Origin of the sequence: Ancylobacter sp. SL191, from assembly GCF_026625645.1 — a bacterium.
Lineage (GTDB): Bacteria > Pseudomonadota > Alphaproteobacteria > Rhizobiales > Xanthobacteraceae > Ancylobacter.
Map to the genome: position 1 here is coordinate 978,975 of NZ_CP113056.1, position 22,097 is coordinate 1,001,071.

The 22,097-nt window shown below is 69.1% G+C and carries 16 protein-coding genes; 6 read left to right on the top strand and 10 right to left on the bottom strand.

The window, feature by feature from the left end:
* Positions 1-213 precede the first annotated feature (213 nt).
* The 3 genes from OU996_RS04395 to ileS form a co-directional block, all read right to left on the bottom strand.
* Positions 214-876: a hypothetical protein gene (locus OU996_RS04395; RefSeq protein ID WP_267584435.1), complete on the bottom strand. Its 663-nt coding sequence runs from the start codon at positions 874-876 to the stop codon at positions 214-216.
* 91 nt (positions 877-967) lie between these two features.
* Positions 968-1,456: a signal peptidase II gene (gene lspA, locus OU996_RS04400; RefSeq protein ID WP_267584436.1), complete on the bottom strand. Its 489-nt coding sequence runs from the start codon at positions 1,454-1,456 to the stop codon at positions 968-970.
* A 22-nt stretch (positions 1,457-1,478) separates the two neighbouring features.
* Positions 1,479-4,553 carry an isoleucine--tRNA ligase gene (gene ileS, locus OU996_RS04405; RefSeq protein ID WP_267584437.1) on the bottom strand — a complete coding sequence of 1,025 codons (3,075 nt, stop codon included), beginning with the start codon at positions 4,551-4,553 and terminating at the stop codon, positions 1,479-1,481.
* Positions 4,554-4,686: 133 nt separating this feature from the next.
* Between ileS and OU996_RS04410 the strand changes: the two genes are divergently transcribed.
* Positions 4,687-5,151, top strand: a complete 465-nt coding sequence (locus OU996_RS04410) for a hypothetical protein (protein ID WP_267584438.1) — start codon at positions 4,687-4,689, stop codon at positions 5,149-5,151.
* Positions 5,152-5,246: 95 nt separating this feature from the next.
* Here the strand turns inward: OU996_RS04410 and OU996_RS04415 are convergent, their stop codons facing one another.
* A complete protein-coding gene (locus OU996_RS04415) occupies positions 5,247-6,308 on the bottom strand; it encodes a zinc-dependent alcohol dehydrogenase family protein (RefSeq protein ID WP_420712695.1) in 1,062 nt (353 codons plus the stop codon).
* A gap of 114 nt (positions 6,309-6,422) precedes the next feature.
* Here OU996_RS04415 and OU996_RS04420 point away from each other — a divergent pair, with 114 nt between their 5' ends.
* A complete protein-coding gene (locus tag OU996_RS04420) occupies positions 6,423-7,334 on the top strand; it encodes a LysR family transcriptional regulator (protein ID WP_267584439.1) in 912 nt (303 codons plus the stop codon).
* On the opposite strand, the gene OU996_RS04425 is transcribed toward OU996_RS04420, so the two are convergent.
* The 3 genes from OU996_RS04425 to OU996_RS04435 form a co-directional block, all read right to left on the bottom strand.
* Complete coding sequence (locus OU996_RS04425; RefSeq protein ID WP_267584440.1) at positions 7,331-8,281, bottom strand: bifunctional riboflavin kinase/FAD synthetase; 951 nt, start codon at positions 8,279-8,281, stop codon at positions 7,331-7,333. The genes OU996_RS04420 and OU996_RS04425 overlap by 4 nt on opposite strands.
* A gap of 59 nt (positions 8,282-8,340) precedes the next feature.
* Positions 8,341-9,219: a TIGR01459 family HAD-type hydrolase gene (locus tag OU996_RS04430; protein WP_267584441.1), complete on the bottom strand. Its 879-nt coding sequence runs from the start codon at positions 9,217-9,219 to the stop codon at positions 8,341-8,343.
* A gap of 105 nt (positions 9,220-9,324) precedes the next feature.
* Entirely contained in the window at positions 9,325-10,143 is an 819-nt protein-coding gene (locus tag OU996_RS04435) for a Crp/Fnr family transcriptional regulator (RefSeq protein ID WP_267584442.1), read from the bottom strand.
* Positions 10,144-10,368: 225 nt separating this feature from the next.
* On the opposite strand from OU996_RS04435, the gene OU996_RS04440 reads away from it, so the two are divergent.
* The 3 genes from OU996_RS04440 to OU996_RS04450 all read left to right on the top strand — a co-directional run bounded on the left by OU996_RS04440 (position 10,369) and on the right by OU996_RS04450 (position 13,327).
* On the top strand, positions 10,369-11,424 hold the full coding sequence (locus OU996_RS04440) for a sensor histidine kinase (protein ID WP_267584443.1): 1,056 nt from the start codon (positions 10,369-10,371) through the stop codon (positions 11,422-11,424).
* 144 nt (positions 11,425-11,568) lie between these two features.
* On the top strand, positions 11,569-12,942 hold the full coding sequence (locus OU996_RS04445) for a dihydroorotase (RefSeq protein ID WP_267584444.1): 1,374 nt from the start codon (positions 11,569-11,571) through the stop codon (positions 12,940-12,942).
* 73 nt (positions 12,943-13,015) lie between these two features.
* Positions 13,016-13,327 (top strand): hypothetical protein, encoded by a 312-nt coding sequence (locus OU996_RS04450; RefSeq protein WP_267584445.1) that lies wholly within the window; start codon positions 13,016-13,018, stop codon positions 13,325-13,327.
* 10 nt (positions 13,328-13,337) lie between these two features.
* Here the strand turns inward: OU996_RS04450 and truA are convergent, their stop codons facing one another.
* From truA to rpsA, 3 genes are all read right to left on the bottom strand, one after another.
* The gene (gene truA / locus OU996_RS04455; RefSeq protein WP_267584446.1) at positions 13,338-14,090 is read right to left on the bottom strand and encodes a tRNA pseudouridine(38-40) synthase TruA; all 753 of its coding nucleotides are present in this window, start codon (positions 14,088-14,090) and stop codon (positions 13,338-13,340) included.
* A gap of 186 nt (positions 14,091-14,276) precedes the next feature.
* Positions 14,277-17,216: a DNA polymerase I gene (gene polA / locus OU996_RS04460; RefSeq protein ID WP_267584447.1), complete on the bottom strand. Its 2,940-nt coding sequence runs from the start codon at positions 17,214-17,216 to the stop codon at positions 14,277-14,279.
* Between the two features lie 806 nt (positions 17,217-18,022).
* Positions 18,023-19,729: a 30S ribosomal protein S1 gene (gene rpsA / locus OU996_RS04465; protein ID WP_267584448.1), complete on the bottom strand. Its 1,707-nt coding sequence runs from the start codon at positions 19,727-19,729 to the stop codon at positions 18,023-18,025.
* A 781-nt stretch (positions 19,730-20,510) separates the two neighbouring features.
* On the opposite strand from rpsA, the gene OU996_RS04470 reads away from it, so the two are divergent.
* On the top strand, positions 20,511-22,097 hold the full coding sequence (locus OU996_RS04470; RefSeq protein ID WP_267584449.1) for an EAL domain-containing protein: 1,587 nt from the start codon (positions 20,511-20,513) through the stop codon (positions 22,095-22,097).

Genomic DNA, 22,097 nt, shown 5'->3' on the forward strand with positions numbered 1-22,097 from the left:
ATTTAAGCGTTGCCAGCGAAACCGGAAGGCCCGGCCGCCGCTTCAGGGTTGCAACTCTGCCACAGATCGCGTGGCGAGAATGCGCCGGCGGTTCAATCCCCTGTGAGCCGCGCGCCCGTGAGCGGCGCAGGGGGCCGCGAGCGGCGGGCCAAACGAAAACGCCCCGCCGGGGCGCGGCGGGGCGTGTTCAGCAAAGAAAGAGGGCGCGGGCACTCAATTGCGGTCGTTGTTCTTCTGCGTGCGGTCGAACCAGTTGGGCAGGTTCCAGCCCTTGTCCTCCGGCCGCTCGGCGACCACGCCATAGGGCGCGTTCGGCGCGGGGGTCTGCAGGCCCGGCGGCGGCTCGTACAGCCTCTCGCGTGGCGGCTCGCCGTTGAAGGTCAGCGGCTTCTCGGCCTGCTTGTTGCCCCAGCCGAGGAAGCCCATCTGCTTGGGCTGCAGCCAGTCCTCGCGGGAGGCGTTGTTACGGGCCATCGCCGGGCCGTTATAGACGGCGTTCGGGTTGGTACCGGCGGCGACTTCCTTCGGCGTCAGGGCACGCGTGGCCTGCTTGTCGCTGAAGATGGTCGGGGTCTTGGCGGCCTTCTCGGCGGCCTGGCGGCGGACGACGTCCTCGTCCTTTGGCCAGGCGGGATTCTGCGTGACGTCGTCGCCCGCGCGCGGGGGCGGCAGCACGTCGCCACTCGGCGGCACCACCAGCGGCGCGCGCTCGCGGTACTTGATGTCCGGCGGGGTCGGGGCGACGAGGCCGAAGCTGGTCAGCAGCTGCTCGGTGAAATTGTCTTCCTGCGCCGAGGCCGGCGCGGCGGCGAACAGAACGGCCGCGCCAAAAGCGCCGGCCATCAGGCGGGCGCGCATCGGAAGGGGTCGGTTCATCATCGTCTCCTGCGGCATCGGAGGCAGCCCATGCCCTGCCCCTGGGGCAGGCCTGCACAGCGTCGGCGGGTCTGATCTCACGTCAGGACGGCTATTTTACGGCGCCGCCGCGGAAGGAGTCATACAGAAGCAGGCCCACGCCGGCAACAATGGCCACGTCGGACAGGTTGAACACGTACCAGTAGAAGCCGAACGCGTGCAGCGACACGAAGTCGAACACCGCGCCATAGGCCGCGCGGTCGATGGCGTTGCCGAGCGCCCCGCCGATCAGCAGCCCGAGCGCGGCGGCCTCGATCCGCCGGTCGACCCGCGCCAGCCAGAACCAGAACAGCACGGCGGCCACCACCTTCAGCCCGCCCAGCACCCACCAGCCATCCAGCCCCTGCGAGAACAGGCCGTAGCTGATGCCGGTGTTCCACGCCCGCACGAGGTCGAAGAACGGCGTGACGGTGACGATGCCGTTCGGTCCGAAATCGACGCCATGCAGCACGGCAAGCTTCGAGCCCTGGTCGATCACCAGCGCGGCGAGGGCGAACAGCCCGCCATAGAGCGTGAGCGGGCCGGAAAAGCGCAGCTTCATCGCGGAACCCGCCACCCCGCCATCACTCGGCCGCCCGCCGCGCCGCCGCGAGCTCGCGCAGCGCCAGGGCGTCGCGCGGGGTCACGTCCGGGTATTCCGGGTCGCTGCCGACCAGCGGCGAGATCTTCCAGGAGCGGGCGCATTTATGGCCCTGCGCACGCGCCGGCACCACCGCCACGCCCGGCACGTCGTCGAGCCGGAACGCGTCCGCCGGGCCTTCGTCGGGCATCAGATGGGCGTCGGAGGTGATGCACACTTCCGCCAGCTCCACCGCGCTCACCGCCGCGAACAGGTTCGGGTCGGAGACATGGATGACCGGCGCCGCCTCCAGCGAGGAGCCGATGCGCTTGGCCGCGCGCTCCACTTCGAGCGCCCCGAGCACGACGCGCCGCACCTGGCGGATCTTCCGCCATTCATCGGCCAGCGTCTCGTCACGCCACTTGGCCGGCGTGTCCGGGAAGGTGACAAGATGGACCGAGCCGGTCTCGGAGGGGAAGCGCGCCAGCCAGGTCTCTTCCGCCGTGAAGGGCAGGATCGGCGCCAGCCAGACGACGAGGCGGTTGAACACCTCGTCGAGCACGGTCAGGCACGCCCGGCGCGTCACCGAGGAGATCGGGTCGCAATAGAGCGCGTCCTTGCGCACGTCGAAATAGAAGGCCGACAGTTCCGTCGTCATGAAGGCCGACAGCGCCGCGTGAACCCGCTTGAAGTCGAACGCCGCATAGGCCTCGCGCACGGTCTTGTCGAGCTCGGCGAGGCGGTGCAGCACCATGCGCTCCAGCGCCGGCATCTCGGAGAGCGCGATGCGCTCGGCCTCGCGGTAATGGTGCAGCGAGCCGAGCAGCCAGCGCAGCGTGTTGCGCAGCTTGCGGTAGGTCTCGACCGTGGTCTTCAGGATCTCCGGGCCGATGCGCAGATCGTCCGAATAGTCGGAGGCGCAGACCCACAGCCGCAGAATATCGGCGCCGGAGGACTTGATGACCTCCTGCGGGGCAACGACATTGCCGACCGACTTCGACATCTTGCGGCCCTGCTCGTCGAGCACGAAGCCATGGGTCAGCACCACGTCATAGGGCGGGCGCGCCCGCGTGCCGCAGCTCTCCAGCAGGGAGGAATGGAACCAGCCGCGATGCTGGTCCGAGCCTTCCAGATACATCACCCGGTCCGGCCCGCCTTCGAAGGCGCGGTTGACCTTCAGGTCGTCGCGCACTTCCAGCGTGAAGGCGTGGGTGGAGCCGGAATCGAACCACACGTCGAGGATGTCGTCGACCTTGTGCCATTCATTGGCGCTGTAGTCGGTGCCGAGGAAGCGCTGGGTGGCGCCTTCCTTGTACCAGGCATCCGCGCCCTCGCTGGCGAAGGCCGCGGCGATGCGGGCGTTCACCGTGTCGTCGCGCAGGATCTCGACATTGCCGTCGCCGGTCTCGCGCACGAAGACGGCGATCGGCACGCCCCAGGCGCGCTGGCGCGAGACCACCCAGTCCGGCCGGTTCTCGATCATGCCGGTGATGCGGTTCTGCCCGCTCGCCGGCACCCACTGCACGCCGGCGATGCCGCCCAGCGCGCGGGCGCGCAGCGTGTCGCCGTCTGTCGTCGAGCCATCCACCGCCGTGATGTCCTTGTCCATCGCGATGAACCATTGCGGCGTGTTGCGGAAGATGATCGGCGCCTTGGAGCGCCAGCTATGCGGGTACTGATGCTTCAGCCGGCCGCGCGCGATCAGTTTGTCGGCGGCGAGCAGGGCCTTGATGACGGCGTCATTGGCGTCACCGTCCTTGCCCTTGTCGTCCATGACGCGGGCGCCGGCGAACAGCGGGACGTGCTCGTAATAGCGCCCGTCCGGCCCAACCGTGTGCGGCACGTCGCCAAGCCGCTCGGCGATGTAGAGGTTGAAGTCGTCCGCGCCATGGCCCGGCGCGATATGGACGAAGCCGGTGCCGGTGTCGTCGGTGACGAAATCGCCCGGAACGACCGGCACGGGGAAGTCAAAATAGCCCGTCGTGCCCTCGACGCCGCGCAGCGGATGGGCGCAGACGAGATGGGTCGGGTCCACCTCCTTGCGGCGCTCATAGGCGGTGACGCGGGCGGCCTTGAACACGTCCTCGGCCAGCTTGTCGGCGAGGATGAAATGCTCGCCGACCTTCGCCCAATTGTCCGGCGCGGCCTCGGTCACCTCATAGACCGCGTAGGTCACGTTCTCCGAGAAGGCGATGGCGCGGTTGCCGGGGATGGTCCAGGGCGTCGTCGTCCAGATGACGATGGAGGCGCCCTCATAGGAGGGGAACAGGTGGATATCGTCCGCCTGGTCCGGCGCCTGCAGCCCGCCGCTCGCCGCCACGCGCTCGCGATAGCCGGTGACGGGGAATTTCACGAAGATCGTGGTCGACTGGTGGTCGTGATACTCGACCTCGGCCTCGGCCAGCGCGGTGCGCTCGACCACCGACCACATGACGGGCTTGGAGCCGCGATAGAGCAGGCCGTTCTCGGCGAACTTGATGATCTCGCGGGCGATCTGCGCTTCCGCGTCATAGCTCATGGTCACATAGGGGTGCGACCAGTCGCCCTCGACGCCGAGCCGCTTGAACTCGGCGCGCTGGATGTCGATCCAGCCCTGCGCGAAGGCGCGGCATTCCTGGCGGAACTCGACGACCGGCACCTCGTCCTTGTTCTTGCCCTTGGCGCGGTACTGTTCCTCGATCTTCCACTCGATCGGCAGGCCGTGGCAGTCCCAGCCCGGCACATAGTTGGAGTCATGGCCGAGCGCGCCCTGCGAGCGCACCACCACGTCCTTGAGGATCTTGTTCAGCGCGTGGCCGATATGGATGTTGCCATTGGCGTAGGGCGGGCCGTCATGCAGCACGAAGCGCGGCTTGCCGGCGCCGGCCTTGCGCTGCTGGCCATAGAGGTCGATCCGCTCCCAGCGCGCCAGCAGTTCCGGCTCGCGCTGTGGCAGGCCCGCGCGCATCGGAAATTCGGTCTGCGGCAGGAACAGGGTGGACGAATAATCGTGGCCCTGCGCCCCGCTCTCGCCGGCCTCGGTCGCGGCACTCTCGGTGGCACCCTTCGGGGTGCGCCCATCGCTGTTGCGGCTCGTCATGACGCGCTCCTTCACTCGCGCCCGGTTTAAGCGCAGCGCCGAAGCGGTGCAAGGGCGGGATGGGGCGCGGTAGGGCGCTCAGCTTATCGGGTGTCGTTTCATATAAGGTGATCGTATTGATTCGGAGATACAGATGCTCTTTCGTGTGACATTGGATCTGCATCAGATTGGCGACATACTTTACCCGGGCAATTTTGCTGAACCATATCTTCAGTTCCGGCCCGGTGGGCCATATCCGCCGGAGCCGTGGTTCACTAACCTTTTAATCGAGATTGCCTTGGAGAGTGCGCGAAAGGCTGCTCGGCCTGACGCACCTTCGCGCTTGCACAGTATATTTAGCTGCGAGACCATTGATGAGGTGCGTATTTTCAAAAACAAATATAGAGAAAATAACGGATATATATTCGGAATTGAACCTGAAAATAACAACATATCTACTTTTCGAGGAAATTCTACAGCAATTTCGACGCCTGTTGGGCCTACGCCCTATATTGAATACACGTCTGATTGGGCTAGAGATTACTGGACAAAAGAGCCGGACGGCATGGTTGAGGTATTGATCGGTGGCCCCGCCCGCGTAATTTCCGGCCCGTTGTAAGCTTTTGACCCACGATGCCGCGGCCCAACGCCCTACGCCGGCGCCACCTTGGCTCGGGCGACGCGCCCGCCCGCCCCCGCCTGTGGGGTCTACCGCTAATCCGGCGTCACCACGATCTTGCCAAAGGCGCCGCGGTCGAGATGGTCGAGCGCGGCCGGCAGCGCGGCGAGGGGATAGCGGGCGTCGATCACCGGCTTGATCCCGGATGTGTCCACCGCCCGCACCAGATCCTCCAATGCCCGGCGATGACCGACGCCGATGCCGTTGAGGGTGATCTGCTTCAGCATCAACGGGCCGAGCGGCAGGCTGGCCTCGAAGCCCTCGATGATGCCGATCTGCGCGATGCGCCCGCCAATCGCCGCCACCTCCACCGCGCGCCCGAGCGTCGCGCCGCCGGCAAGCGCGAGGATATGGTCGGCACCGCGCCCGCCCGTCGCGGCGCGTACCGCCTCCACCCAATCGCCCTGGGTGCGGTCGATGCCGATGTCGGCGCCGAGCGCCCGCGCGCGTTCCAGCTTGGCGGCGCTGCCGGAGACCACGATGGTGCGGGCGCCATGCGCGCGGGCGATGGCGAGCCCGGCCAGCGCGACGCCGCCCGTGCCTTCCACCAGCACCGTCTCGCCCGCCTTCAGCGCGCCGCGCTCGACCAGACCGAACCACGCGGTAAGGCCGGCGCAGGACAGCGTGCTCGCCTCGTCCGGCGCCAGCGTGTCGGGTGCCCGCACCAGCCAGTCCTCGGAAAGCGCCACATAATCCGCCAGCACGCCGGGATAAGCGCCGCCCAGTGACTGATAGGGCGGATGGGCCGAATCCCCCTCCGGCAAGCCGTCGATCCAGCCCGGGAAGAAGGTGGTGATGACCCGGTCACCGGGCGCGAAGCGGCGGGCGCCGGTGCCGAGCGCCGTCACCGTCCCGGCAAGGTCCGAGGCCGGCGTGAAGGGGAAATCGAGCGGCGCGCCCATGCCGTCAGCGATGATCAACTGGTCGCGGTAGTTAAGCGACACGGCGGCCATCTTCACCAGAACCTCGCCGGGGCCGGGCTGCGGCACCGGCACCCGGCGGAGCGTCAGCGCCTCGCGGCCGAAGCCGTCCATCTCCCAGCGGCGCATTAGACCCGCCCCTGCCGCTGCCCCGCCCGCGTCCATCTCGTCCACCATCGTCGGTCTTCCCAAAGCTTGAACCAACGACGAGCCTAGCGTTGAGATTTGCGATCCAGTTGCGATAGAATTTCCCGGCTTTGGCGATCATCTGGCGCCAATGGGAGGTCTTTCATGAGCGAGGTGCTGGCGGGCATCGACGTCTTCGTCGCGGTCGTCGAATCCGGCAGCTTCTCGGCGGCGGCCGGGCGGCGCGGCCTCACCCGCTCGGCGGTGGCCAAGACCGTGGCGCGGCTGGAGGCGCGGCTCCAGCTCCGGCTGTTCCACCGCACGACGCGCAGCCAAACGCTGACCGAGGATGGCCAGCTCTATTACCAGCACTGCCTGCGGGCGCTGGACGAGCTGCGGGTGGCGCGAACCGCGCTCGATTCCGGCCGGCACGCGGCGGTCGGGCGGCTGCGCGTCACCGCCCCGCTGCTGTTCGGCCGCCGCTGCGTCGCGCCGATCCTCGCCGAGCTCGTGGCGCGCCACCCCCGCCTCACCATCGACGTGCATTTTTCCGATGCGGTGGTCGATGTGCTGGCGGATGGCTACGACCTCGCCATCCGCAACGGCGCGCCGGGCGCGTTCCACGGCACCGGGCTGACCACCCGCACCCTCGGGCAGCAGCGCATGGTGGTCTGCGCCGCGCCGGCCTATCTCGCCACCCATGGCGCACCGGCCGGCCTCGATGACCTCAAGCACCATGCCGCCATCGTCTATGCGCGGGACGGCGGGGTGAAGCCCTGGGAGTTCCCGCAGGTGGACGGCCCGCCGCTGACGGCCACGCCACCGAGCCGCCTGCGCTTTGACGATCTGGAAGCCATCGCCGATGCCGCGACCGCCGGGCATGGTCTCGCCTGGCTGCCCTGCTGGCTGATCCGGGACCGGGTGGCGGCCGGCGCGCTGGTGCCGCTGCTCAAGGGGATGCCCGCTCGCATCTTCTCCACACAGGCGCTCTGGCCGACGGGCCCGCACATGCCGTTGAAGCTGCGCGTCGCGCTCGATGCGCTGGCCGCCGGGCTTCCCGGCAGCGCCGAACTCTAGGCCAGCGCCGCCTTGGCCCGCGCGCTGTCGATGTCCATCTGGGCGATCAGCGCGTCGATGCTGTCGAATTTCAGCTCGGGGCGCAGATAGGCGTGGAAGGCGACGGTCAGCACCTGGCCATAGAGGTCGCCGGAAAAGTCGAAGATGAAGGTTTCCAGCCGCGGCGCGCCGTCGTCGAAGGTCGGGCGGCGGCCATGGCTTGCCACGCCCTTATGCGTCACCCCGTCGATCGTCACCGTCACCGCATAGATGCCGTGGGCCAGCGTGGTGGCCGGATCGAGCCGCATATTGGCGGTGGGGTAGCCCAGCTCGCGCCCGCGCTTGTCGCCATGGATCACCTCGGCCTCGACCGCCCAGGGCGCGCCGAGCATATGGGCGGCCTGCTCGACGCGGCCCTGCGCCAGCGCGGCGCGGATGACGCTGGAGGAAATCTGCGCGCCCTCATCCAGCAGCGGCGGCACGATCTCGACCGGGAAGCCGTGGCGCTGGCCGGCCTCGCGCAGAAAGGCCGGCGAGCCGCCGCGGCCCTTGCCGAAATGGAAATCGTAGCCCGCCACCACCATGGAGACGCCGAGCCGGCCCACCAGCAGGTCGGCGACGAAGGCTTCCGCCTCCAGCCCGGCCATGGCGGCGTCGAAGGGCAGCACGATGGCGCCGTCGAGCCCGGTCTCAGCGAGGCGCCGCAGCTTCATCGGCTCCGGCGTCAGCCGGAACATCGGCTCGTCCGGGCGGAAGAAGGCGCGCGGGTGCGGCTCGAAACTCATGGCCAGCGCCGGCCGGCCGAGCGAGCGGGCCTGGTCGATGGCGGTGCCGATCACCGCGCGGTGGCCGCGATGCACCCCGTCGAAATTGCCGATGGCGATGACGGGACGGGCGAGCGCCTCCGGCAGCGGGCCGGCGGTGCGCAGCACGGGGAAGGCATGGGCAGAGGCGGGAGCGTGGGTCATGTCGCCCGGCACGAAAGAACAGGTGCCCCTTTAGTGGTCCCGCGCGGCCGGGGCGTCAATCACCACGAAAGCCGCGTCGTCACCGCCGCCGGCTGGCCGGGCCCGTCGGCCATCAGCCGAGCGAGGGCGGCGGGGTCGACCTCAGCGCCATGCTCCAGCCCGAGCTCGCCGGCATGAATGCCGGCGGCGACGAACAGGCAGTCAATGCCGAAGCCGAGCGCGCCGGCGAGATCGGTGCGCAGCGCGTCGCCAATGGCGATCATCCGCGCCTTGTCGGGCGGGGCGCCGCGCAGGCGCGTGGCGGTCGCTAAGGCGGTCTCGTAGATCGGCCGGTGCGGCTTGCCGCAGAACACCACCTCGCCGCCCAGCTCCGCATAGGCCTCGGCAATGGCCCCGGCGCACCAGATCAGATCGCCGCCGCGCTCGACCACGATGTCGGGATTGGCGCAGATAAAGGGCAGGTTGCGCGCCTTCGCGCTTTTCAGCGTGGCGGCATAGTCGGCCGGCGTCTCGGTAGTGTCGTCGAACAGGCCGGTGCAGACGATCAGCTCGGCGTCCTCGAGCCCGGTCTGGGTGAGGTTCAGCCCGTCATAGATGCCGAGGTCACGCTCGGGGCCGAGATGCCACATCTTCGTGCCCGGCCGGTCGCCCAGCAGCGACATGGTGACCATGCCGGAGGTGACGATGGCGTCATAGGCGTCACGCGGCACGCCCAGCCCGTCGAGGATCTGCGCCACCGCATCGGCGGGGCGCGGGGCGTTGGAGACGAGGATCACCGTCGTGCCCAACGCGCGGGCGCGCGCCAGAGCGTCGCCCGCCGGAGGGAAGGCGGCGACGCCGTTATGCAGCACGCCCCAGATGTCGCAGAGCACGACATCGTAGCGCGGGGCGAGATCGGCGAAGGCGGTGACGATCGGCGGGGCGGCGTGCGATTCCATGGCGCGCGTCGTGCCATGCTCCGGCCGGGTAGACAAGGCCCGGCGGGACACAAGAGGCATGCGGAGCGAGGCCGGCGGGGCCGCGCGCGAGCGCGTTCGCCGCGCTCAGGGCCGGAAGGACGGGCCGTTGGTGATGATCGACCCGCCGCCGGCGACCTCGTTGCCGGTCGGGTAGACGCCGCCGAGCACGTCGTCGAAATGCCGGCGCACCACGCCATGGCAGCCGCAGCTCATGGAGCGCAGACGCTGGGCATCGCGGATGTGCAGCCGCCCGCGCTTGGGCTCCACCGCGCCGCTGGCGCGCAAGTGCTGGATGACGCGGCTGATATAGGAGCGCCCGACCGCCAGCATGGCGGCGAGCTGTTCCTGGGTGAGGCGCACGCTGTCCTCGCCCGTCCGGTCGAGCGCGGCGATCAGCCATTTGGCGGTGCGCTGCTCGATGGAATGGGCGGCGTTGCAGGCGACCGACTGGAACACCTGCCCCAGCAAGCAGTCGGCATAGCGGGCGAACAGGTGGTGCAGCGCCGGCGAGGCCTCCTTGGCGCGGTCCAGCTCGGCTGTGTCGAGCCGCAGCAGCGGCCCGCCAAGCTGGACGACGGCCCGCGCATAGGCCGGCAGGCGCCCTTGGCTGACGATGCCGCCCACCGCCCCCTCGCGCCCGATCGTGGTCACCTCGACGGGACGCCCGTCGGCCAGCAGGACCATGAAGGAGACCAGCGTCGGCCCGCAGGGAAAATAGACATGGCGCACATCGTCGCCCGGCTCGTAGAGCACCGCCCCCGCCGGTCGGTCGAGCCGGCGCAACGCGTTGCGCAGAAGCGTGAAGTCGGCCGGACGCAGCGCGCCGAGCAGGTTGTTGCCGCCGGAGGACGGTTCGCTGAACGTGCCGTGCTGGGTGTCGTCGGCGGTGGTATCGCGCTTCATGGCGGGGCCCTGTTCCTCGGTGCGCGCGATTAACGCCCGACAGGCCCGCTTTGTTCACTAGGATGCAGATGAGCGGTGACGGGCACGGTAAAACTCGGCAGATTACGCGCCCGGGGAAGCCGACTCGTGGGGATATGCAGATGTGCCGACGTGACCACCTCGGGGCAACCGCCCTCCGCCACCCGTCGCAAAGCCGTGGCTGCGGGGCCGCGGCGCGGGCGCTGAATGGCTGACACGCCGCCGGGGCTGCCGGCGGAGTCCCTGTTCTGGCGGCTGGTGCGGTTCGCCCGGCCGCTGCGCGAACGGCGCTGGCTGGCGGATGCCTGCGGCCTCGCCATGTTCGCCTTCGCGGTTGCCCTGCGCTTCGCGGTGGACGACGTGCTGCCGCCGGGCTTTCCCTTCCTCACCTTCTTCCCGGCGGTGATCCTCACCACCTTCTTCTGCGGCCTGCGGCCCGGCATCCTCTGCGCGGTGCTGTCGACGCTGGCGGCCTGGGTGTTCTTCATCGGCCCGATGACCGACATGCAGATGAACGGCCAGGCTCTGCTGGCGCTCGGCTTCTTCGTCATCATCGCATCGATCGACATCACGCTGATCCACTTCACCTTCGGCGCGGCGGACAAGCTGCGGGCGGAACAGGCGGTCACCGCGCGGCTCTATGAAAACCAGCGCACCATGTTCCAGGAGCTGCAGCACCGCGTCGCCAACAACATGCAGTTCGTCGCCGCGCTGCTGACGCTGCAGAAGCGCAAGGTGAAGGAGGATGCCAGCCAGGCCGTGACCGCGCTCGACGAGGCGCGCGCCCGGCTCGACACCATCGCCCGCATCCACCGCCAGCTCTACGCGCCCGAGCGGCTCGACATGCCCACCGGCCAGTTCCTGCGCGAGCTGTGCTGCGATCTCGTCACCGCCTCCGGCGCCGAGGCGATCACCTGCGAGGTGGTCGCGCCCGACCTGCCGCTCAACGTCACCCAGCTCACGACGCTCTCCATGCTGGTGGCGGAGATCGTCACCAATTCGCTCAAACACGCCTTCGAGAAGGGCCGGCCGGGCGAGATCGTCATCCGCGTCACGCCACAGGAGGCCGGGCGCTACGAGATCGCCATCGCCGATGACGGGCGCGGCATGCCGGAGGCGGTGGAGAGCGTGCGCAACCGCGGCCTCGGCCTGCGCATCATTCAGGGGCTCGCCACCCAGCTCGGCGGCGAGGCGCAGTTCAGCCCCCGCCCGGCGCCGGAGCGCGGCACGGTGGTGCGCGTGCTGTTCGCGCTCACGCCCTGACGCCCGCGCGCCGCGACGCGCCGGACACGACATTGCGCCCATGCCTGCCGTTCACCTCCGGCGCGGAATGGCGTAAGAGCGCGTGACTTTGGCCGCAGGGCGAGGCTTGCGCGGGCCATCCATCATCACCGGCGAGGGAACATCATGACCGAGACGTTCGATCTTCTGCTCAAGGGCGGCACGGTGGTGAACCAGGACGGCATCGCCCTGCGTGACGTCGGCGTGCGCGCCGGCCGCATCGCCGGCATCGGTTCGTTCAACCCGTCGCAGGCGGGCGAGACGATCGACTGCACCGGCCTCACCATCCTGCCCGGCGTGATCGACACGCAGGTCCACTTCCGCGAGCCCGGCATGGAGCACAAGGAAGACCTGGAGAGCGGCTCGCGCGCGGCGGTGATGGGCGGCGTCACCGGCGTGTTCGAGATGCCCAACACCAACCCGCTCACCACCTCGGGCGACGCGCTCACCGACAAGATCCGCCGCGCCACCGGGCGCATGCATTGCGAGTTCGCCTTCTTCGTCGGCGGCACGCATGACAATGTGAAGGATCTGCCGGAGCTGGAAATGCTGCCGGGCGCCGCCGGCGTGAAGGTGTTCATCGGCTCCTCCACCGGCTCGCTGCTGGTGGCGGATGATCCGGGCGTGCGGGCGATCCTCAAGGTGATCCGCCGCCGCGCCGCCTTCCATTGCGAGGACGAGCCGCGCCTTGCCGAGCGCCGCGATCTGCGCGTGCCGGGCGATGCCTCGTCCCACCCGGTCTGGCGCGACGAGATCGCCGCGCTCACCGCCACGACGCGCCTCGTGAACCTCGCCCGCGAGGAGGGCAAGCGCGTCCATGTGCTGCACATCACCTCGGCCGAGGAAATCGAGTTCCTGCGCGGCCACAAGGATGTCGCCACCGTCGAGGTCACCCCGCACCATCTTACCATGGATGCGGACTGGTACGCCCGCCTCGGCTCGCTGGTGCAGATGAACCCGCCCGTCCGCGAGGCCCGCCACAAGGCGGCGCTGTGGCGGGGGCTGGCGGAAGGCGTCGTCGATGTGCTCGGCTCCGACCACGCCCCGCACACCCTTGAGGAAAAGGCCAAGCCCTACCCGGACAGCCCCTCGGGCATGACCGGCGTGCAGACCTTCGTGCCGATGATGCTCGATCATGTGAATGCCGGCCGCCTGTCGCTGGAGCGCTTCGTCGACCTGTCCAGCGCCGGCCCGGCCCGCATCTTCGGCATCGCCACCAAGGGCCGCATCGCGGTGGGCTATGACGCGGACTTCACCATTGTCGACCTGAAGCGCCGCGAGACCATCCGCAATGGCTGGATCGCCTCCAAGCCCGGCTGGACGCCCTATGACGGGGTTGAGGTCACCGGCTGGCCGGTCGGCACCTTCATTCGCGGCAATCGCGTGATGTGGGAGGGCGAGCTCGTCACCCCCGCTTCCGGCGCGCCGATCCGCTTCGTCGAGGCGCTCGGGGCCTCCACCGCCAGCCGCACGCCGAGCCTGCTCGAACGGCTCGGCTGAGGCATAGTCCGCCGGATCGGGAACCTTTTCCCCCTCGCCTCGTTGGCCGAGGCTGGGGGAGGAGGACTGCCTGTTGATCCTTGATCTATTCCGCCGCCGGGAAGCGTCATCGCCTGCGTCCCCGCGGCTCGTCATCGTCGCGGTGCCGGCCCTGGTGGACGTGCTCGAAGCGCTGGAAGCCGCCAAGGGCGGGCCGCTGAGCGAGGCTGAAGTCCTTGAGGTCCGCGACCGCGCCATCTGCGTGCGCGTCTCGCCGGGCGAAGCCGCCGACATCATCGCCCGCGAGCGCTTCCACATCGACCTCGCCACACCCTACGCCGACTGGTGCCGCTACCGTGCCGGGCGCCCGTCCTCTGTGCCGCGTTTCCGCCTCGCCGCGGAATAGCGAACGACGGTCAGTAGGTCACTTCCGCCAGATAAAGCCCGGCGGAGGGCGCCATCGGGCCGCAGCGCGTGCGGTCCCGCGCCTCCAGCGCCGCGCTCACATCATCGGCCGTCCACGCGCCCTCACCCACCTTCACCAGCGTGCCCACGAGGGAGCGCACCTGATGGTGCAGGAAGGAGCGCGCCTGCGCGTGGACGCGGATCTCCATGCCCGGCCCTTCGATCGGCACGGTCTCGACTTCCAGCCGGTCCAGCGTCTTCACCGGCGAGGCGGCCTGGCAGCCAATGGCGCGGAACGTCGTGAAATCATGCCGGCCGATCAGCCGCGCCGCGCCTTCGGCCATGGCGGCCGCGTCGAGCGGGCGCAGCACCCGCCAGGCCCGGTCGCGCTGAAGCACGAGAGCGGGCCGGCGGGCGATGATGCGGTAGACATAGCGCCGCCCGGTGGCCGAGAAGCGGGCGTGGAAATCCTCCGCCGCCCGCTCGGCCGCGAGCACCGCGACCGGGTGCGGGCGCAGATGCGCGTTGATCGCGTCGCGCACCGTGTCCGGCTTCCAGTCCTTGGTGAGTTCCACATGGGCCACCTGCCCGGTGGCATGGACCCCGGCATCGGTGCGCCCCGCGCCATGCACGGTCACCACCTCGCCGCAGAACCGCTCCACCGCGCGGGCGAGGGCGCCCTGCACGCTCTCCCCCGCCGCCTGGATCTGCCAGCCGACAAAGGGCGTGCCGTCATATTCGATGGTGAGCTTGTAGCGCGGCATGATGCTTTCCTGCCCGCTCTCTAGCGCCGGACGGCGGCGGCGTCATCCCGGACGGCCGAAATCCCCTTAACCCGTCATCCCCGGGCTTGGCCCGGGGATCCACGACGTTGGTCCCGACGCTCCCGGCAAAGACGTGGATGGCCGGGACAAGCCCGGCCATGACGGCGCATAGGCGGGAATCCCCCCTCAATGCGCCTCGTCCCAGTTCTCGGCGTCGCGGGCGTCGACCTTGAGCGGCACCTTGAGCGCCACGGCGGGGAGCGGGGCGCGTTCCATCACGGCGCGCACCACGGGGATGGTGGCCTCGATCTCCGCGTCGGGCACCTCGAAGATCAGTTCGTCATGCACCTGCAGCAGCATGCGGGCGGAGAGGTTGGCCGCCTCCAGCGCGGCTTCCATGCCCACCATGGCGCGGCGGATGATGTCGGCGGCCGAGCCCTGCAGCCGGGCGTTGATCGCCGCGCGCTCGTTGAAGGCGCGGATCGACGGGTTCTTGGCGTTGATATCGGGATAGTGGCAGCGCCGGCCGAACAGCGTTTCCACATAGCCATGGTCGCGGGCGAACAGGCGCGTCTCGTCCATATAGGCGCGGATGCCGGGGAAGCGCTCGAAATAGCGCTTGATATAGGCGCCCGCCTCCTCGCGCGGGATGGAGAGCTGGTTGGCCAGCCCGAACGCCGAAATGCCGTAGATGATGCCGAAATTGATCGCCTTGGCGCGCCGGCGCACCTCGGAGGGCATCCCCTCGATCGGCACGCCGAACATTTCCGACGCCGTCATGGCGTGGATGTCCAGCCCGTCCTGGAAGGCCTGGCGCAGCGCCGGCACCTCGGCGATCTCGGCAAGGAGCCGCAGTTCGATCTGCGAATAGTCGGCCGAGATCAGCTTGTGGCCGGGCGCGGCGATGAAGGCCTTGCGGATCCGGCGGCCTTCCTCGGTGCGCACCGGGATGTTCTGCAGGTTCGGCTCGGAGGAGGAGAGCCGGCCCGTGGTGGTGGCCGCCAGCGCGAAGGAGGTGTGGACGCGGTTATTGGCGTCGGCATAGCCGGGCAGCGCGTCGGCATAGGTGGATTTCAGCTTCTGCAGCTGGCGCCAGTCGAGGATGCGGCGGGGCAGCTCATGGCCCTGCTCGGCCAGCTCCTCCAGCACATCGGCGCCGGTGGACCAGGCCCCCGTCGGGGTCTTGCGCCCGCCGGGAATCTGCATCTTGCCGAACAGGATGTCGCCGAGCTGCTTGGGCGAGCCGGGGTTGAAGCTCTCCCCGGCCATGGCGGAGATTTCCGCCTCCAGCCGCGCCATGCCCTGCGCGAACTCGCCGGAGAGGCGCGAGAGCATCTGCCGGTCGATGATGATGCCGCGCGCCTCCATGCGGGCGAGCACAGTGACGAGCGGGCGCTCCAGCGTCTCATAGACGGTGGTCTTGCCCTCGGCCGGCAGGCGGGGCTTGAGCACCTGCCAGAGCCGCAGCGTCACATCCGCATCCTCGGCGGCGTATTCGCTCGCCCGGTCGATGGGTGCCCGGTCGAAGGTGATCTGCGCCTTCCCCTTGCCGCAGACCTCTTCATACTTGATCGGCGTGTGGCCGAGCCAGCGCATCGACAGCGGGTCCATGCCATGGGGCGAGGCGCCGGCATCGAGCACATAGGAGATCAGCATCGTGTCGTCGTAAGGCCCGACCTCGATGCCCCAGCGCTTCAGCACCAGCCAGTCATATTTCAGGTTCTGGCCGACCTTGAGCACGCCGGGATGCTCCAACAGCGGCTTCAGCGCGTCGATGGCCGGACCGATCGGGATCTGGTCGGGCAGCAGCCCCTCGCTGAACAGCCCGTCATCGCCGCCCTTATGGGTGAGCGGGATGTAGCAGGCCGCGTTCGGGCCAATGGCCAGCGAGATGCCGACGAGATCGGCGGTCAGTGGGTCGAGGCCGGTCGTCTCGGTATCCACCGCGACCACGCCGGCCTCAAAGGCGCGGATGATCCAGTCCTGCAACCGCTCCAGCGTGCGCACCGTCTCGTAGCGGGAGCGGTCGACCGGGGTGGCGGTGGCCTGCGCCTGCCGTTGGGCGGAGAGCGCGGCGGGGGTGAGCGCGGCCTCGCCCGCGGGCGTCGCGTCGACATCCGCCGGCGCGGCGGAGACGCCGGTGTCCGGGTCGAGGCCGGCGGTCACCAGCCCGCCCTCATGCCCGCCCGCCATCAGGCCGGAATCGGGCTCGATGGCGGCGATGTCGATCTCATAGGCCTCGCCGACGCGGCGGGTCAGCGTGGTGAATTCCATCGCCTTGAGGAAGGCGATCAGCTTCTTGCCCTCGGGCTCGACCACGGCGATGTCGTCGAGCGGCACGTCGAGCGCCACATCGCGCTTCAACGTCACCAGCTCGCGCGAGAGGCGGGCCTGATCGGCGAATTCGATCAGGTTCTCGCGGCGCTTGGTCTGCTTGATCTCGCTAGCGCGGGCCAGCAGCGTGTCGAGATCGCCGAATTCGGCGAGGAGCTGCGCGGCGGTCTTGATGCCGATGCCCGGCACGCCCGGCACGTTGTCGACCGAATCGCCGGCCAGCGACTGCACGTCGACCACCTTCTCCGGGACGACGCCGAACTTCTCCATCACCTCGTCGGGGCCGATGGCCTTGTCCTTCATCGGGTCGTACATGCGCACCCGCGCATCGACGAGCTGCATCAGATCCTTGTCGGAGGAAATGATGGTGACCAGCGCGCCCTTGGCCTTGGCCTGCTCGGCATAGGTCGCCATCAAATCGTCCGCCTCAAAGCCGGACTGCTCGACGCAGGCGAGGTCGAAGGCGCGCGTCGCCTCGCGGATCAGCGGGAATTGCGGGCGCAGATCCTCCGGCAGGTCCGGGCGCTGCGCCTTGTAGAGCGGGTAGATGTCCTTGCGGAAGGTCTGCTCGGACTTGTCGAACACAACAGCCAGATGCGTCGGCTTCGGCGAGAACCCTTGGGCCCGCACCAGCTTCCACAGCATGTTGCAGAAGCCCGCCACCGCGCCGACCGGCAGCTTGTCGGACGAGCGGGTGAGCGGGGGCAGCGCGTGATAGGCGCGGAAGATATAGGCGGAACCGTCGATCAGGACGACGTGGTCGCCGGCTTCCAGCGGGTCATGCTCGGGCATGGAGGGCTCCGTTACGGGCGCGCACGATGCCTCCCCCGCCGCGCCGGGGCAAGGGGGCGGGGGTGCGGGAGACGGGATGGCGGCGCGAAGGCTGGAAGCGCCCGCCCAGACGACGCCCAACCTTTCAGCCGGTCGTCCCGAGCACAGTAACAGCCGTCATCCCGGCCGGAGCGCAGCGCAGAGCCGGGATCGTCGACCGATCATGAACCGGGACGCGATCCCGGCTCGGCCTTTGGCCGTCCGGGATGACGGGCGCGGCACGACAATTCGAGCGGCAAGCGGGCCGCCGCGCCGCCTGTCCCTACGAACCACCCCCATCACACCGTCATGGCCGGGCTTGGCCCGGCCATCCACGTCTTCCCGCAGGCGCACCTGGTCGACGTCGTGGATCCCCGGGCCAAGCCCGGGGATGACGTTGTGAAGGCTGGAAGCGCCCGCCCGGACGACGCCTAACCTTTCCGCCGTCATCCCGAGCGCAGTAACAGTCGTCATCCCGGCCGGAGCGCAGCGCAGAGCCGGGATCGTCGACCGATCATGAGTCGGGACGCGATCCCGGCTCGGCCTTTGGCCGTCCGGGATGACGGGGATGGTAGCCACGCACAGCCCCCCATCACACCGTCATGGCCGGGCTTGGCCCGGCCATCCACGTCTTGCCACGGGCGCGCCCGGTCGACGTCGTGGATCCCCGGATCAAGTCCGGGGATGACGGCGTGAGGCGGCACCGTTCCCCGCATCCCGCAGGCCCAAAATGAAAACGGCCGGTGCGAGGCACCGGCCGTTTCCGTCGTCAGAGCGTGAGGGCTCGATCAGTCAGCCTTCTCGGAGGCCTTCTTGAGCGCGGCGCCGAGGATGTCGCCGAGCGAAGCGCCCGAGTCCTGCGAGCCGAACTGCGCCACGGCTTCCTTCTCCTCGGCGATTTCCAGCGCCTTGATGGAGACCTGCACCTTGCGCGCCTTGCGGTCGAACAGGATGACGCGGGCGTCGAACTTCTCGCCCACGGCGAAACGGTCCGGACGCTGGTCGCCGCGGTCGCGGGCCAGTTCCGAGCGCTTCACGAAGGTGGTCATGTCGGAGCCGGCGATCTTCACGTCGACGCCGCCATCCTTCACATCGATGACTTCGCAGGTGACGATGGCGCCCTTGCGGAGTTCGCCCGCGTCCTGGAAGGGGTCGCCGGCGAGCTGCTTCACGCCGAGCGAGATGCGCTCCTTCTCGACATCCACGTCGAGAACGACCGCCTTGATCACGTCGCCCTTCTTGAACTCGTCGATGACCTGCTCGCCCGGACGGTTCCAGTCGAGGTCGGAGAGGTGGACCATGCCGTCCACGTCGCCGTCGAGACCCAGGAACAGGCCGAACTCGGTCTTGTTCTTGACCTCGCCCTCGACGGTGGCGCCCGCCGGATACTTCTCGGCGAAGGCGTCCCACGGGTTCTGCAAGGTCTGCTTGAGACCGAGCGAGATGCGGCGCTTGACCGGATCGACCTCGAGGATCGCGACTTCCACTTCCTGCGAGGTGGCGACGATCTTGCCGGGGTGGACGTTCTTCTTGGTCCAGCTCATCTCGGAAACGTGGATGAGGCCCTCGATCCCCGGCTCCAGCTCGACGAACGCGCCGTAGTCGGTGATGTTGGTGACGCGACCCTTGAAGCGGGCCTGCACCGGGTACTTGGCCTCGATGCCCTCCCACGGATCGCCGAGGAGCTGCTTCATGCCCAGCGAGATGCGGTGCGTCTCGTGGTTGATCTTGATGATCTTCACCTTGACCGTCTGGCCGATGTTCAGCACTTCGGTCGGGTGGTTCACGCGGCGCCAGGCGATGTCGGTGACATGCAGCAGGCCGTCAATGCCGCCGAGATCCACGAACGCACCGTAATCGGTGATGTTCTTGACCACGCCGTCGATGACCTGACCCTCTTCGAGGTTCTGCACCAGCTCGTGACGCTGCTCGGCGCGGGTCTCTTCGAGAACCGTGCGGCGCGAGACGACGATGTTGCCGCGGCGGCGATCCATCTTGAGGATCTGGAAGGGCTGCGGGTTGTGCATCAGCGGGCCGACGTCGCGGATCGGACGGATGTCCACCTGCGAGCGCGGCAGGAAGGCCACGGCGCCGTCGAGATCGACGGTGAAGCCGCCCTTCACCTGGTTGAAGATCACGCCGGTGACCTTCTCGGTGGCGTTGAACGCCTTTTCGAGGCGGACCCAGCTCTCTTCGCGGCGGGCCTTGTCGCGCGACAGGACGGCTTCGCCCAGCGCGTTCTCGACGCGCTCGAGATAGACCTCGACCTCGTCGCCGACCTTGATCTGCTGGTCACGGCCCGGGCCGGCGAATTCGCGCAGCGCCACGCGGCCTTCGGTCTTCAGGCCGATGTCGATGATCGCGAGATCCTTCTCGATCGCGACGACAATGCCCTTGACCACCGCGCCTTCGGCCGGCTCGGTCTGGTTGAAGCTCTCTTCGAGCATCGCGGCGAAATCATCGCGCGCGGCGCTGAGGGTTTGAGTAGCGGACATCAATACTCCTGTTGCCAATGCGCCGGACGGGGTTGGGATCATTCCGCTCACCGCGGGCTTCGGGACCTGGCAGTTCCCGGAGCAGCCCCGCGAGGGGCCCGGCGCAATGGCCGTGGTGGTCGGAACGTAGGCGGTGACAACGGCCCGGCATCGCTCGGGAGGAGCGGGCCGCCGGGACCGTGAAACATCGTTATCTCGGGCCGGCCGCGGCGACATGGGATCGTCCGATCGGCGGCGGGCGCGATGCGCGTCGGGAGCGGGCTCGCCTCCAGCTTGCGGGAGACGCGCATCCCGCGCTCCCGGCCCGCCCGCGATCGCCCATAGTTGGGGCGCCCGGACGGGCGTTGCAATAGCGCAGGAACCGGCCCGGCGCAAGGCACAGCGCGGTGATCGGGCCGGCCCCGGCCTATCGCGACGCGACCGGGTCGGCGCTGCGGTTCGCGCTCAACCTGGCGCAAGGTCATGCGTACTTGTCCGCTTGGCCGCCGCGCCCGACCTGCGTACCAGCTCCGGGGCCCTGTCACACGACCTAAGCGCGCGCGATGCGATAAGGGTGGCCCGGCCGAGGCCGACGCGGGGCGCGGCACCAGCCTGACGCCAGCTTGCGCCCCTTAAGGTCGCCGCGCCGGAAACCGTGACAGGCCCGGCCGCCCGTTGGGCGCGCAATGTGGTAGGCTAGGGTTGGATTGCTGAGGTGACACGTTTCGCAGAGGGCCGAGAGAACGACCTTCAGCGACGCCGGTCTCTGTCCCGGTGGCGAAAGGCCGTGTGGAGAAAACGGGTGAAGCGCTGGCGCAGCCTGATGCTCGCGGTCGCCGTTGTCGGCATCGGCACGGCGGTGCCGCTGGCCGCGACGCTAATGGCGTCGTGGCGCCTTGCGGTGGAGAGCCGGCAGGCGGCGCTGGAAGGGCGCGCGGCCCATGCCATCGCCCATGCCGAGGCGGTCTATGCCGAGGCGGCGACGGCGCTGCGGGCGATCGACCGCACCGATTTCAGCCCCTGCTCGCCCGCCCATATCCAGCGTCTGCGCGAGATCACCCGGATGTCGCTGGCGGTCGACAACCTCGCCTATGGCGCGGGCGAGATCGTCGAATGCAACGCCTTCGGCCTCGTCATGCAGCGGCAGCCGCTCGCCGCGATCGACACCACGGCGCCGGACGGCATCGGCCTCTCCGTCAACTGGGTGCTCGGCGAATCCGGCGGACGACCGACGCTCATCATGCGGCTGGACGGGCATCACGCGCTGGTCGACCAGCGGCGCTTCGTCGGGCCGGTGGACAATGGCGACGTGATCGAGCTGAGCACCGCCTCGGGCCTGCGCCTCGTCACGGCGCACGGCACGGCCGGCATGGGCTCCCCCGGCCGGCAGATGGACCCGCCCGCGCCGCTCGACACGGACGGGCTGCGCGCCACCGTCCTCTCGCCGCACTGGATCGTCATCGCCCACACTCCGCCGCTCGGCTTCCTTGCTCATCTCGAGGCGCAGCGCGCGCTGCTGCTGCCGCTCGCTTTGGTGCTGGCGCTGCTGTTCGGCGCCGCCTCGGTCTGGGTGCTGCGCCAGCGGCTCTCGCCGCGCGGGGAACTGGCGGCGGCGGTGCGGCACCGCGAGTTCATCGCCCATTACCAGCCGATCATGGAGCTTTCGACGGGGCGCTGCCTCGGGGCGGAGGCGCTGGTGCGCTGGCGCCGGCCGGATGGCGAGCTGGAGCGGCCGGACCTGTTCATCCCGCTCGCCGAGGAGACCGGGCTGATCCTGCCGATCACCGACCAGATGATCGCCGCCATCATCACCGATCTCGGCCCCGTGCTGCGCGCCGACCCGTTCCTGCATGTCGCCATCAACATCTGCGCCGACGACCTGTCCTCCGGCCGGGTGCTCGGCGTGCTGGCGCGCCAGCTCTCGGGCACCGGCATCGCGCCCCGGCAGATCTGGCTGGAGGCGACCGAACGCGGCTTCGTCGACATTGACGGCACCCATGCGACGCTGGTGGAGGCGCGCCGGCGCGGCCATCTCGTCGCTATCGACGATTTCGGCACCGGCTATTCCGGCCTCAAATATCTCCAGCGCCTGCCGGTCGACGCGCTCAAGATCGACAAGAGCTTCGTCGACTCGCTCGGCACCCAGGCGCCGACCTGCCATGTCACCGAGCACATCCTCGCCATGGCGCGCGAGCTGCACCTCACCGTGGTCGCCGAAGGGGTGGAGCGGCCCGAGCAGGCCGCCTTCCTGCGCGAGCGCGGCGTCGAGATGGCGCAAGGCTGGCTGTTCGCCCGCGCCATGCCCGCCCCCGACTTCCGCGCCTTCTGCCGCGCCAACCGCGCCCAGTTCGGCGAGCCGTGCAAGGTGATACCTTTCGCGGCGGAGTGA

What these genes read in the sequence shown, in the direction of transcription:
- truA (WP_267584446.1), bottom strand. Translation starts at nt 14,090, where the DNA reads ATGCCGCGCTACAAGCTCACCATCGAATATGACGGCACGCCCTTTGTC.
- OU996_RS04435 (WP_267584442.1), bottom strand. Translation starts at nt 10,143, where the DNA reads ATGAAGCGCGATACCACCGCCGACGACACCCAGCACGGCACGTTCAGC.
- polA (WP_267584447.1), bottom strand. Translation starts at nt 17,216, where the DNA reads ATGCCCGAGCATGACCCGCTGGAAGCCGGCGACCACGTCGTCCTGATC.
- OU996_RS04430 (WP_267584441.1), bottom strand. Translation starts at nt 9,219, where the DNA reads ATGGAATCGCACGCCGCCCCGCCGATCGTCACCGCCTTCGCCGATCTC.
- OU996_RS04420 (WP_267584439.1), top strand. Translation starts at nt 6,423, where the DNA reads ATGAGCGAGGTGCTGGCGGGCATCGACGTCTTCGTCGCGGTCGTCGAA.
- rpsA (WP_267584448.1), bottom strand. Translation starts at nt 19,729, where the DNA reads ATGTCCGCTACTCAAACCCTCAGCGCCGCGCGCGATGATTTCGCCGCG.
- OU996_RS04425 (WP_267584440.1), bottom strand. Translation starts at nt 8,281, where the DNA reads ATGACCCACGCTCCCGCCTCTGCCCATGCCTTCCCCGTGCTGCGCACC.
- lspA (WP_267584436.1), bottom strand. Translation starts at nt 1,456, where the DNA reads ATGAAGCTGCGCTTTTCCGGCCCGCTCACGCTCTATGGCGGGCTGTTC.
- OU996_RS04445 (WP_267584444.1), top strand. Translation starts at nt 11,569, where the DNA reads ATGACCGAGACGTTCGATCTTCTGCTCAAGGGCGGCACGGTGGTGAAC.
- ileS (WP_267584437.1), bottom strand. Translation starts at nt 4,553, where the DNA reads ATGACGAGCCGCAACAGCGATGGGCGCACCCCGAAGGGTGCCACCGAG.
- OU996_RS04395 (WP_267584435.1), bottom strand. Translation starts at nt 876, where the DNA reads ATGAACCGACCCCTTCCGATGCGCGCCCGCCTGATGGCCGGCGCTTTT.
- OU996_RS04440 (WP_267584443.1), top strand. Translation starts at nt 10,369, where the DNA reads ATGGCTGACACGCCGCCGGGGCTGCCGGCGGAGTCCCTGTTCTGGCGG.
- OU996_RS04410 (WP_267584438.1), top strand. Translation starts at nt 4,687, where the DNA reads ATGCTCTTTCGTGTGACATTGGATCTGCATCAGATTGGCGACATACTT.
- OU996_RS04415 (WP_420712695.1), bottom strand. Translation starts at nt 6,308, where the DNA reads ATGGTGGACGAGATGGACGCGGGCGGGGCAGCGGCAGGGGCGGGTCTA.